The organism is Bradyrhizobium sp. F1.4.3 (assembly GCF_040548375.1).
Lineage (GTDB): Bacteria > Pseudomonadota > Alphaproteobacteria > Rhizobiales > Xanthobacteraceae > Bradyrhizobium.
Map to the genome: position 1 here is coordinate 122,314 of NZ_JBEPRN010000004.1, position 12,117 is coordinate 134,430.

Consider the following 12,117-nt stretch of genomic DNA (forward strand, 5'->3'; position numbering starts at 1 on the left):
CCTGTTTTTATCGCCCGCCGCTTGAGCGGTCTGAGCGTTCGCGCGGGTGTCGATCACCCCTTCTCGGTCTTCTTCCCAGTCCTCTGCATAAAATCGAAGTCGCAGCCCTCGTCGGCCTGCATGATGGTCTCGTTGAACAGCCAGGCATAGCCGCGTCGCGCTTCATCTGGTGCCGCGGCCGGCTTCAATGCGGCGCGCCGGCGCTCCAGCTCAGCCGCGTCGACCAGAAGCTCGATGCTGCGTTTTGCAACATCCAGCCGGATCATATCGCCGTTCTTCACCAGCGCGAGCGGACCGCCGACGGCGGATTCCGGCGTGATGTGCAGTACGATGGTGCCGAACGCCGTGCCGCTCATGCGCGCATCCGAAATGCGCACCATGTCCTTGGTGCCGCCGCGCGCGAGCTTTTTCGGGATCGGCAGGTAGCCCGCCTCCGGCATGCCCGGCGCGCCCTTCGGGCCGGCATTGCGCAACACCAGCACGTCATCGGAGTTCACGTCGAGATCGAGATCGTCGACCCGGAGCGTCATGTCCTCGACGGATTCGAACACCACCGCACGGCCCGTATGCTGCAACAGTTTGGCGCTCGCAGCCGATTGCTTGATGACGGCGCCGCGCGGCGCGAGATTGCCGTGCAGGACGGCGAGACCGCCCTCCTTCTTGATCGGATTGTCGCGCGGGCGGATCGCGTCCTGGCCGGGCACATCTTCCGCATTCGCGACGACGTCGCGCAGCGTCTGGCCCGTGATCGTCTTGGCATCGAGATCGACGAGATCGCCGAGCTGCGCCAGCAGTTTCGGCATACCGCCGGCGTGATGGAAATGCTCCATGTAATGCTCGCCGGACGGTTTTAGGTCGACCAGCACCGGCACCTCGCGGCCCAGTTGGTCGAAGGCGCCGAGATCGAGCCGGTGCGGCGAGCGATGCGCCATCGCCGTCAGATGGATCAGGCCGTTGGTCGAGCCACCGATCGATTGCAGCACGACCTGGGCATTCTTGAAAGAGGCCGGCGTCAGCAGCTCGCTCGGCTTCGGCCCCTTGGTCTTCGCCATCTCCGCCGCAACCCGGCCGCTCGCTTCCGCAAGCCGGAAGCGTTCGGCATGCGGCGCAGGAATCGTCGCGCTCATCGGGAGCGACAGGCCCATGGCTTCAATCATGCAGGCCATGGTCGAGGCCGTGCCCATCACCATGCAGGTGCCGACCGACGGCGCCAGGCGGCCGTTGACGGCCTCGATCTCGACATCGTCGATATCGCCGGCGCGATACTTGCCCCACAGCCTGCGGCAGTCGGTGCAGGCGCCGAGCACCTCGCCCTTGTGATGGCCGACAACCATGGGACCTACGGGAATGACCACGGTCGGCAGGTCGGCGCTGATCGCGGCCATCACCTGCGCAGGCAGTGTCTTGTCGCAGCCGCCGATCACGATCACCGAATCCATCGGCTGGGCCCGGATCATCTCCTCGGTATCCATCGCCATCAGATTGCGCAGATACATCGAGGTCGGATGCGCAAAGCTCTCTGCGATCGAGATGGTCGGAAACACGAACGGCATCGCACCCGACAGCATCACGCCGCGCTTCGCGGCCTCGATAATCTGCGGCACATTGCCGTGGCAGGGATTGTAGTCGCTGTAAGTGTTGGTGATACCGACGATCGGGCGCTCCAGCGCGTCGTCGGAATAGCCCATGGCCTTGATGAACGCCTTGCGCAGGAACAGCGAGAAGCCGGCATCGCCGTAGCTCGTCAGACCCTTGCGCAAGCCACTCGTCATCATGCCACTCCAATCACCTTGCCATTGTCGTACAGGCTGCCCCCTGATTGTCAATAACACAGGTGTTCGTGGAGGCTATTTCAACCCGCGGCCTCGCCCGCGGACACAAATTATTGACAATCCGAGCCACCCCTGCTCCACAGGAGGCACCGGCCCCAAGCCGGAGGCTGAGGGGATGCCCGACACTCACACCGCAGACGCTATGACGATCCGGCGCGACGATCCCGACGACGTCGTCGCGCGACTGGAGGAGGACATCATTTTCGGCCGCCTCGCGCCGGGCGCACGCCTGACCGAGGACGCGCTGATGTCGCGCTACGGCACCTCGCGGCACTTCGTGCGGCAGGCGCTGGTGGATGCCGAGCGCCGAGGCATCGTCCGCCGCGAGAAGAATGTCGGCGCCACCGTGCGGTTCTACTCGGCCGAGGAGGTCCGGCAGATCTACGAGGTCCGGGAGATGCTGACCCGGCAGGCCGCGCTGATGATTCCCCTGCCCGCACCACAAGACCTGATCGACGAATTGACGGCATTGCAGTTGCAGTATTGCGCGAAGGCAGATTTGCGGGATCTCCGCGGCATCCACGAGGCCAACGACGCCTTCCACGTCGCGCTGTTTGCGGCCTGCGGCAATCCCTATCTGGTGCGCTCGCTCCAGGATTATATGAACCTGACACTGCCGATGCGCGCCAAGAACCTCGCCGACCGCGAAGGGCTGGCGCAGTCGCGGCGCCAGCACGAGCTGATGATCGAGCTATTGAAGGGCCGCGACAGCTGGGCGCTGGCGCAGCTCTGCGTCGACCACATGCAGTTCAGCAAGTCGGATTATCTGGCGCGGATCGCGGGCGAAGAAGCTGAACGCCAGGGCGCGCACTCACAAATGTGAGACGTCCGCTTCGAGTGGTGAGGCAGGCTTACGCAGGCAACTCCGGCATTTCGCCTTTTGACCAAGGCGGCTGCTTGCAATTTAAAGACCAATCGGTCTATATATAAGCAATGCGCAACCAAACCCCAGTGCAGTTGCCCCGTGGCCGTCCCCGAGGTTTCGATACGGAAGCCGCTGTCGAACGCGCGATGGGCGTGTTCTGGTCGCGCGGCTATCACGCCACGGCGCTACCGGACCTTCTCCGTGCGACGAAGCTCTCGCGTGGCAGCCTTTACGCCGCTTTCGGTGACAAGCATTCGCTCTTCTTGCGTGCGCTTGATCGCTACGTTGCTGATGCCCTGACACGGATGGATATCGAACTCGCCCCCCGCAGAGAGGCGGTCGACGGCCTGCGGGCCTACCTTGCCGGCTACGTTGACCGCACGAGTGGTGCTAATGGTCGGCGCGGATGCCTGCTGGTGGCCACTGCCATGGAACTGGCTGGCCGTGATGCTGAAGTTGATCGTCGCATCGCCAGCTTTTTCAAAGTCATGGAGGCTAGGGTGGCTGATGCGCTTTCCCGTGCGAAGGCGGCGGGCAAGTTGGCCGATGGTGTTGAGCCTTCAAGCGCCGCCCGAATTCTCGTCTGTTTCCTTTGGGGGTTACGAGTGGTCGCCAAAACGGCACCGACAGGGATCACATCGCAAGCCACCGCTGACGCTCTTCTCGGCCGCTTCGTCAGGTAGACAACCCAAATTAGGAAAACAACTCTTGGACGCCTCCGCTGTTAGCGCGCCTATATCTAGACCGAATGGTCTTGAAAGGAAAGATGCCATGTCTGCCATCCAGATCGTCTGCGCGGTGGCCGTTCCCTTGCTCTGGGGTTATCAGTTCGTGGCCATCAAGGTGGGAGTTGCGGAGTTTCCGCCTCTCTTCTTCCTCGCACTGCGGTTCATGGCCATCGCGCTGCTGCTCGTTCCGTTCGTCAAAAAGCCCACGCGTCAACAGTTCGGCCCTATCGCAGCTATTTCGCTTTTCCTTGGTGGACTGAACTTCGGGCTCTTCTATGTTGGCCTTGGGCTCGGCTCGGGAAGCATGTCGGCCGTCGCATATCAACTCGCGCCGCCCTTCACCGTCCTGTTAGCCTGGCCGCTGCTCGCGGAGAGGCCCTCGCTCACCACGTCCGCCGGCGTGGTGCTTGCATTCGTCGGCGTGGTCGTGTTGGCAGCGGGGCCTGGCCTGTCGGCACACGCGCTTCCGCTACTGCTTGTGGTCGGGGCAGCCTTCGCATTCGCGGTGTCCAACGTCTTGACGAAGCGCTACGGCCCTTTTGAACCCCTGATGTTGATGGGGTGGTCGTCGCTGCTCACGGTGCCGCAGGTCATGTTGATGTCGTTGCTGCTTGAACACGGACAGCTGGCGAGCCTTGTCACGGCGGATGAACGTGGCTGGCTGGCCCTCGCCTACACAATCTTCATCGGAGGAATTGTCGGGTTTGGCCTTTGGTTCTGGCTGATCGGGCGTTGCTCCATGGGCCGCGTCGCACCCTTCGGTCTGCTGCTTCCGGTGTTCGCCTTGGTTTCGAGCGTGTTGTTCCTTGGCGACCGCATGACCCCAAAGTTGATCGTTGGTGGGCTGCTCGCGATCTCCGGCGTCGCCATGACACAGTTAAGACCGAGCGTTCGACCAATCTGAACCTGGAAGTCGCGTCGTGGCGACTTCGTGGTGCCGCGGCGAAACAGGCATCAAAAATCTTTGTCAAGCCATCGAAATAAAGCAGAGCCGGAGTAAATAGGGACCGGCGTCCGGCGGTACACCGCACGTCCCCACCTTTCTCCCGCCCGAATGAAATGACATGACCGAACAAACCCTGACGGAGCCGATCGACCAGCGGCAACAGCTATCGCGCGGCTTTTCGCGCTACCAGGCCATCCTCGTTGCGCTGCTGGCGCTGGTCCAGTTCACGATCATCATCGATTTCATGATCATGTCGCCGCTCGGCGCCATCATCATGCCGGCGCTCGATATCTCGGCTGCACAGTTCGGGGTGGCCGTCTCGGCCTACGCATTCAGCGCGGGAATTTCCGGCATCCTGGCGGCCGGCTTTGCCGATCGGTTCGATCGCAAGTGGCTGCTCTTGTTTTTTTATGTCGGCTTTACCCTTGGAACGGCGCTTTGCGCGATCGCCCCCAACTATCATGTGCTGCTGCTCGGGCGAATTGTGACCGGCTTGTTCGGCGGTGTGATCGGCTCCGTTGTGCTCGCCATCGTTGCCGACCTCTTTACGCTGCAATTGCGCGGCCGCGTCATGGGCTTCGTGCAGACCGCCTTCGCTGCAAGCCAGGTGCTTGGCATCCCGGCTGGTCTCCTTCTCTCCAACCATTGGAGCTGGCACGTCGCGTTCGGCGCATTGGTCGGCCTGTCGGTCATCGGTATGGCCGCCGTGCAGTTCCTGATGAAACCGGTGAACGGCCATCTGTTGCTGAAGCAGGATAGAAATCCGTTCCAGCATCTGATCGCAACGGTCGCACAGCCGCGCTATTGGATGGCATTTTCGGTGACGACGCTGCTGGCGACCGGCGGCTACATGCTGATGCCGTTCGGCAGCGCCTACACCGTGCACAACCTCGGCATCGATATCGTGCATCTGCCGACGATCTATCTCGTCTCCGGCCTGTTCAGCATTTTCATCGGGCCGCTGGTAGGACGCGCGAGCGATGCCTTCGGCAAATTCCCCACCTTTGCCTTCGGCAGCGCCATGTCCATCGTCATGGTGCTGATCTACACGCATCTCGGTCAGGTGAGCCTGACGGTCGCGATCCTGGTCAACGTCCTGATGTTCGTCGGCATCTTTTCACGCATGATCCCGTCGCAAGCGTTGATTTCCGCAATCCCGGAGCCGGCGCAGCGCGGCTCCTTCAGCGCGGTCGGCGCCTCCCTGCAACAATTCTCCGGCGGCCTCGGCTCCGTGCTCGCCGCCGCGCTGATCGCACAAGATGCCGACGGTTCGCTCCGGCATTTCGACCGGCTGGGATACGTCGTTGTTACAACGGCGGTGATTTCCCTGATCGTGATGTATTTTGTGCAGAGGCCGATCGCGGCCCAGGCTGGCAAACGCGTTGTTTAAGGCGTCGGTTCCGACGCCTGGATGGTCGCATCACCAAGGATCAGCAGTGCCAATGGCGCCACGGGACCGACAGCTGCAGCCATCCAAAGCCATCTGTTGAACGACCTGTTGCGCTCGCGCGCCATGGCCCCCGCAAGCGGTATCGATCCAATCGAAACGACGACAAAAAGCCACCACATCATGGCCGTCTCCGATGCTCTTGGTTCATCCTAGCACGGACGCGCCTCGTGTTGCTGCCCTCCGTAAAAAGTGAAGCCGCCTCATCCACATCGTCATATCGGACAATGAACTCGAACGGACATCGCGCTGAGCATTGCTAACGGTTAGCCCCTCTGCTTCCGGAATGAATTCTTCACGACAATCTTGTCGCCGCGAAATCTAAACAGGTCGCATCCGGCGACTTCAATGCGGGCACCACTCTTCGCAGTGCCAGAGAAAATCCACTCGGAAGCGCCGCGGTCGCCGCTGACGAAATGACGGGCGCCGGTCCAGCGAGCGTCGGGATAAATCTGCCAAGCGCGCTGAAAGCCATGGCGAACATCTTTGTAGCCGTGAAACGAGGTACCGACCACATCCGGACCCGCATTGGCCTCGAATACGCAATCCTCGGTCATGAAGGACATCAGCGCGTCGATGTCGTGCCTATTCCATGCATCGGCGAAGGCTTGCAGGATTTGTTCGGTCATCATAGCCATGGACGTAACCAGAAAGCTCAAATAGGTCAGGCTGCAGCGCGCGTCAGCGTCGCCAGTGCAAGCTGGTCGTAGAGGAAGTCGGCAATCAGGTCTTCCAGCGCCGCCGCATGGCCATTGGCGCCGGCGGCCACCGCGCTGCGCAGATAGAAGTGATTGGCGTCGGGAACGCGGACGAACAAGTTGTCGACGCCGACCTTGTCGAAATGCGCGCGCATCTCGTCGATGCCGCCAAGAATAACTGGAAGATCGTTGTCGCCATAGGAGACCAGTGCCGCGGGGAGCCGTGAGTACGGCTTCAAATGCGCCTGCATGGTGGCGCCCGCGATGCGACCCGACAGCGCGATGACGGCTGCTGCGGGAGCGTGTTCGGCGAAAGCCGAATTAAGAGCGATTGCGGCGCCTGCGGAAAAACCGCCAACAGCGATCCGCGCAACGTCGACGCCGAAGCGGCCCGATTGGCTGCGCACGAAATTGACCGCCATGGTCATGTCGTCGGTCGCGGCCTCCAGCGTGTCGTTCATCATCTCCGGCGTGCTCGGCGGAAGGCCTAGAATGTTGCGCACGAAATCGATGCGATCGCGGTTCTGCGGCTGATTCGGCAGCAGGAAGGGCGTGACTCCGGGATCGGGCGCTTCCTGCATCAGTCGATAGTCGATGGAGAAGCAGACGTAGCCGCGCCGCGCGAATTCGCGGCAATATTCCGCCATCGCCGTGCTCGGATTCTCGCCCTCGAAGACCTCGGCGCCCTTGGAACCGCGATGAAACGCGCCGCCGAAAGCCAGGATCAGCGCCGGGCGCGGCGCGGTCTGACCGTCCCGGGGCTCATAGACGTCGAGCTTCAGCGCTCGATAGCGCGACGGTCCCTGCTCCGCAGTGTAATCGACGCCGCCGAAGCCGTAAATCACATCCCCGGTGACGTCCACCTCGTAGATCTTGTCGACGAAGGGTTGCGAAGCGTGCCGGCGGGACGGAGTCGTCATCGTGATATCCTTTGTGTCGATTCAGATGAATTTGCGGGGCCGGTGCTGCCGCGCACGATCAGTTCGGTGGCGAGTTCGATGTGTTCGAGCCCGACGCGTCCGGAGAGTTTGCCCATCAGGCATTGGGCGGCAAGACGACCCATCTCGTCAGCAGGCGTACGTATCGTGGTGATAGCGGGATTCATGGCGGCGGCGATGTCGAGGTCGCCATAGCCGACCACGGACATATCTCCGGGGACAGAGAGGCCACGCGCCGCGCATTCCATCATGGTACCGGCGGCGAGAAGATCATTGGCGCAGATCACAGCAGTTGCCTTGGGAAAGCGTGCCTGAGCGGTGCGGAACGCGTTGCGGCCGTCCTGCAAGCCGCTGCCGCCGGCATAGATCACGCGATCGTCGGAGAACGGCAGGCCACGATTGGCGAAGGCCTCCTGGATGCCGGCCAATCGTTCGCGTTCGCGATCGCTGACGTTGAGGAAGGCCATGGTCGCGACGATGTCGCGGTGACTGAGATCGAGCAGATGATTGATCGCCGGCTGGATTGCCTTGCGATGATCGAACCCGACCGAGGCGACAATCTGGTCGTAGGACCAGGTGATGACGAACGGCTTCTTGAGATCGCGCAGCAGCGGCAGCAGCGACGGCTCGTGCTGCATGCCGACCAGAACGAAGCCGTCGACGCCCTGGCGGATCATCGAGCGCACCGCGGTAAGTTCGGCGGCCTCACTGAAGTCGGACACCGCGAGCAGCAGCGTATAGCCGTGCTTCGCGATCTCGGACTGCAGGCCCTCCACAGTGCTGGCGAAATAAGCGTGGCGCAACGCGGGCATCACCGCACCTATCACCATGCTGCGGTTCTTGCGCAGCGAGCGCGCGAGTCCATCAGGGATGTAGTTGAGCCGGTTGGCAGCGTCGGTGACGCGCTTCAGCGTCTCAGCGCTCAACAGGTTCGGCGCATTGAAGGCGCGCGACACCGTCGCCGGCGACACCGCCGCGAGGCGGGCGACTTCCGCGAGGCGGCCGTGTCCTGACGTCTTGCTGGCAGCGCTGCTGGGCATCGCAAATGATATCAATTTCAGTTCACTCAGGGATAGTGAGGAGGCGTCAAACTGTCAAGCTTTGAAGGAAAATAAGCTAAAACTGAGGAATATTGGTGCGATCTGCCGAAAATTCGATCTCGTATCGCCCTTGACTAAATCGGCCACGCAGGCGTGAATTGTGAAATTGATTTCATCAACACTCGAATTGAGGCATGGCCATGAGCGAGCGCAGCTACTTCCCCGGTTGGAGCGTGGTGATCGGGTCCGGCGTCGGAATCGCCTTCGGATCGGTACCGTTCTTCGCTGCGGGATTTGCCCTGCTAGCGGGCGCTATGGCCAGGCGATTCGGCTGGACCCAGCCTGACGTCGCAAAGGCGGCGTCAATCTATCTGTTCATGCAGATGCTGGCCTATCCGCTGTGCGGCGCACCGCTTGATCGCTGGGGCTCACGCCGCTTCGCCATGCTCAGCATCGCGCTATTCGCGGTGTCGCTGGTATTGCTTAGCCAGGTCGGTGCTTCGCTGACACAGCTCTATCTTGCCTTCGCCTTCATGGGCTTCATCAGCGCCGGCACCAACGTGGTGTCATATGCCCGAGCCATTGCCCTGTGGTTCAATCGCAAGCGTGGCTTCGCGCTCGGTCTTGCTGCGAGCGCGCAAGCCGTCGGCTCGTTTCTGATACCGGTGCTCGCGCATCGACTGATCGACACCTATGGCTGGTCGTTCAGTCTCATCGTCTTTGCTGCCTTTGAACTCGCCGTCTGCCTGCCGCTGGTTGGTTTCCTGATCAAGGATAGTCCGAAACCTTACGGTCTCCTGCCAGACGGCGACCGTGAGCCGGTCCGAATGGTTCCAACACAAGCGGCCAATGACGGCATGCCGGTGAGCGCAATCGTGCGCACGGCGATGTTCTGGAAACTCGCGATCAGCTTCGCCGTCATGGGTATGACTTTCTATGCCGTCGCACCCAACATCGTTTACATTCTCACCAAGAAGGCCGGCATGAGCATCGGCGACGTCGCCATGATCCAGGCGGTGTCGGGCATCGCGGTGCTGTTCGGCCGCATTGGCTTCGGCTATCTGCTCGACCGCATCCACGCGCCGATTGTGGGCATGATCGCCCTGGCGCTGACCGCAATCTGCGCCGCCACTTATTCGCTCACCGCAATGCCAGCGTTGATTGTAATCGCAACCATCCTGAACGGTCTCGCTATCGGCGGTGACACGGACCTTATGCCCTATCTCGCCAGCCGCTATTTCGGCACCATTGCGGTTTCGCGCATTTTTGGCTGGTTCCTGTTTGCCTTCTTCCTCGGCGCGGCCGTTGGGCCGGTGGCGTTCGCGCAGCTCAGTGCGAGCTTCGGTGGCGCTGACACGCCGCTCCTGATGCTGGTAGCAATACAGATCGTCCCTGCCGCTCTGTTGCTGTCGATGGGGCGCTATCGCGTCGCGCCGCCTGGAGATGCTAAGCTCGACGGGGCAGCCGCTATTACACACTGATCCGTCCCGGCTTTCCTTAGAGCTGAAACATCGAATGCCCGCTTCTGGGCCCTTGGCCGACAAGCGCCGGATAGCAGGTATTTCGCATTTTGAGCAGCCAAGCAGACACTTGGCTGCTCGCAACGATTCCAGTGCGCGTCTTAGCGCTTGGTCCAGTCGATGATGCGGCTCGCATCGCCGTCGAACTCGGTGCTCGCGAACGAACCGCCCTGAAAGTGGTCGCCGATCGGATCCGGCTTCAGCTTGGCCTGCTCCGCCATCGCGTGCTGCACATGATCCTCGGAGCGGCCAGTCGGGCGATAGCCGAACTCGTAGGCGCGGTGGTTGTCCCACCAGGCGCGCTCGTTCAGGGATACGCCGTAGAAGATCTCGAAATGAATGTCGGGATGCTCGAGCCCGATCTGGCAGAGCTGCACCAGGTCCTCCGGCCTCAGCCACATCGCGATCCGGCGATGATCCAGCGGCTTCTCGTCGCAATTACCGATCCGGATGCAGGTGACCTTCAGCCCGTGCTTGTCGGCATAGAGCGAACCGACCGCTTCACCGAATACCTTGCTGACGCCATAGCGCCCGTCGGGGCGCACCGTGACGTCGGTACCGATCTTGCGGTGGCGCGGATAGAAGCCGACCGTATGGTTGGACGAGGCGAACACCACGCGCTTGACGCCCTTCCTGTACGCGGCCTCGAACAGATTGTAACCGCCGATGATGTTGGCCTGGAGGATGTCGTCCCAGGGGCCCTCGACCGAATAGCCGCCGAAATGGATGATGCCGTCGACGCCCTCGCAGATCGCCTCGACCTGCGCCATGTCGGACAGGTCCGCCGCCTTGAAGTTCTCGCCGGGGCCGAGATCGGCGGGCGCGCGGATGTCAGAGAGCAGGAGGTCCGGATAGATCGGCGGCAGCAGTTGGCGCAGGCGCGTTCCGATCCCGCCCGAAGCTCCCGTCATCAAGATACGCGGCATTTCTTCCCTCGTAATTGGCGACCGATTTGCGGTCAAAGGTCTCAAATGATAGCAGATTTGGACAGAGGGAACGCAACAACGAGAATTGCACATGAACGATGCATCGTCCCAATACCAAGCCTGGCGGCCGGCGACTTATTACCCTGATCCGGCGATAAAGGCACTCGATCCCCGCTTCGAAAAATACTGGTTGAAACTTTCGGCCGTGGAGCGGCTCGCGACCGGCCTGCGCTGGGCCGAGGGTCCGGTCTGGTTCGGCGACGGGCGGTATCTCCTGTGCAGCGACATCCCGAACCAGCGCATCATCAAATGGGAGGAAGAGACCGGCGTGGTCTCGATTTTCCGAAAGCCCTCCAATTTCGCCAATGGCAACACCCGCGACCGCCAGGGCCGGCTGGTCACCTGCGAGCATGGCGGCCGTCGCGTGACCCGCACCGAATATGACGGCGAGATCACAGTGCTGATGGATTCATTCGGCGGCAAGCGGCTGAACTCGCCGAACGACGTCGTGGTGAAGTCCGACGGCTCGATCTGGTTCACCGATCCTACCTTCGGCCTGCTCGGCAATTACGAGGGCTACAAGGCCGAGCCCGAGATCGACCCGAACGTCTACCGGCTCGATCCCGCAACCGGCAAGGCGACCATCGTCGCCGAGGGCGTTCTCGGCCCCAACGGGCTGTGCTTCTCGCCGGACGAGAAAATCCTCTACGTCGTGGAATCGCGTGGGCAGCCGAACCGCAAGATCCTCGCCTATGACGTCTCGGCGGACGGCGCCACGATCGCCAACAAGCGTATCTTCATCGATGCAGGCCCGGGCACGCCGGACGGCATGCGCTGCGACATCGATGGCAATCTCTGGTGCGGCTGGGGCATGGGCGATCCCGAGCTCGACGGCGTCGTGGTGTTCGCGCCCGACGGCGTCATGATCGGCCGCATCGCGCTGCCCGAGCGCTGCGCCAATCTCTGCTTCGGCGGCGTCAAGCGCAACCGCCTGTTTATGGCGGCGAGCCAGTCGATCTACGCGTTGTATGTGAACACCCAGGGCGCGCTGGGGGGATAGTGTCTACAACTCTCTCCTCGTCATTTGCGAGGAGCTCTTGCGACGAAGCAATCCAGGCTGTCTCCGCGGAGCGATTCTGGATTGCTTCGCTTCGCTCGCAATGACGGAACGAAAAAC

11 protein-coding genes are annotated in these 12,117 nt (G+C 61.9%); 6 read left to right on the forward strand and 5 right to left on the reverse strand.

Annotation, left to right across the window (positions count from 1 at the left end; genetic code table 11):
* Positions 1-53: 53 nt before the first annotated feature.
* Positions 54-1,772 (reverse strand): IlvD/Edd family dehydratase, encoded by a 1,719-nt coding sequence (locus ABIB73_RS14835; protein WP_354225086.1) that lies wholly within the window; start codon positions 1,770-1,772, stop codon positions 54-56.
* A 175-nt stretch (positions 1,773-1,947) separates the two neighbouring features.
* On the opposite strand from ABIB73_RS14835, the gene ABIB73_RS14840 reads away from it, so the two are divergent.
* From ABIB73_RS14840 to ABIB73_RS14855, 4 genes are all read left to right on the forward strand, one after another.
* Entirely contained in the window at positions 1,948-2,655 is a 708-nt protein-coding gene (locus ABIB73_RS14840; protein ID WP_354225087.1) for a GntR family transcriptional regulator, read from the forward strand.
* Between the two features lie 188 nt (positions 2,656-2,843).
* Complete coding sequence (locus tag ABIB73_RS14845; RefSeq protein ID WP_354225088.1) at positions 2,844-3,380, forward strand: TetR/AcrR family transcriptional regulator; 537 nt, start codon at positions 2,844-2,846, stop codon at positions 3,378-3,380.
* Between the two features lie 88 nt (positions 3,381-3,468).
* Positions 3,469-4,329, forward strand: coding sequence for a DMT family transporter (locus ABIB73_RS14850; protein WP_354225089.1), 861 nt, complete (start codon positions 3,469-3,471; stop codon positions 4,327-4,329).
* Between the two features lie 160 nt (positions 4,330-4,489).
* Entirely contained in the window at positions 4,490-5,761 is a 1,272-nt protein-coding gene (locus ABIB73_RS14855) for an MFS transporter (protein ID WP_354225090.1), read from the forward strand.
* Between the two features lie 323 nt (positions 5,762-6,084).
* Here ABIB73_RS14855 and ABIB73_RS14860 read toward each other — a convergent pair whose 3' ends face one another.
* The 3 genes from ABIB73_RS14860 to ABIB73_RS14870 are packed head-to-tail and all read right to left on the reverse strand — an operon-like array spanning position 6,085 to position 8,494.
* Entirely contained in the window at positions 6,085-6,456 is a 372-nt protein-coding gene (locus ABIB73_RS14860) for a nuclear transport factor 2 family protein (protein WP_354225091.1), read from the reverse strand.
* A 26-nt stretch (positions 6,457-6,482) separates the two neighbouring features.
* Positions 6,483-7,436: an alpha/beta hydrolase gene (locus ABIB73_RS14865; protein ID WP_354225092.1), complete on the reverse strand. Its 954-nt coding sequence runs from the start codon at positions 7,434-7,436 to the stop codon at positions 6,483-6,485.
* Complete coding sequence (locus ABIB73_RS14870; RefSeq protein ID WP_354225093.1) at positions 7,433-8,494, reverse strand: LacI family DNA-binding transcriptional regulator; 1,062 nt, start codon at positions 8,492-8,494, stop codon at positions 7,433-7,435. The genes ABIB73_RS14865 and ABIB73_RS14870 overlap by 4 nt, the downstream gene beginning before the upstream one ends.
* 200 nt (positions 8,495-8,694) lie before the next feature.
* Here ABIB73_RS14870 and ABIB73_RS14875 point away from each other — a divergent pair, with 200 nt between their 5' ends.
* Entirely contained in the window at positions 8,695-9,975 is a 1,281-nt protein-coding gene (locus tag ABIB73_RS14875) for an MFS transporter (RefSeq protein ID WP_354225094.1), read from the forward strand.
* A gap of 140 nt (positions 9,976-10,115) precedes the next feature.
* Here ABIB73_RS14875 and ABIB73_RS14880 read toward each other — a convergent pair whose 3' ends face one another.
* Complete coding sequence (locus tag ABIB73_RS14880) at positions 10,116-10,940, reverse strand: NAD-dependent epimerase/dehydratase family protein (protein WP_354225095.1); 825 nt, start codon at positions 10,938-10,940, stop codon at positions 10,116-10,118.
* A 91-nt stretch (positions 10,941-11,031) separates the two neighbouring features.
* Here ABIB73_RS14880 and ABIB73_RS14885 point away from each other — a divergent pair, with 91 nt between their 5' ends.
* A complete protein-coding gene (locus ABIB73_RS14885; RefSeq protein ID WP_354225096.1) occupies positions 11,032-12,000 on the forward strand; it encodes an SMP-30/gluconolactonase/LRE family protein in 969 nt (322 codons plus the stop codon).
* Positions 12,001-12,117: the final 117 nt, after the last annotated feature.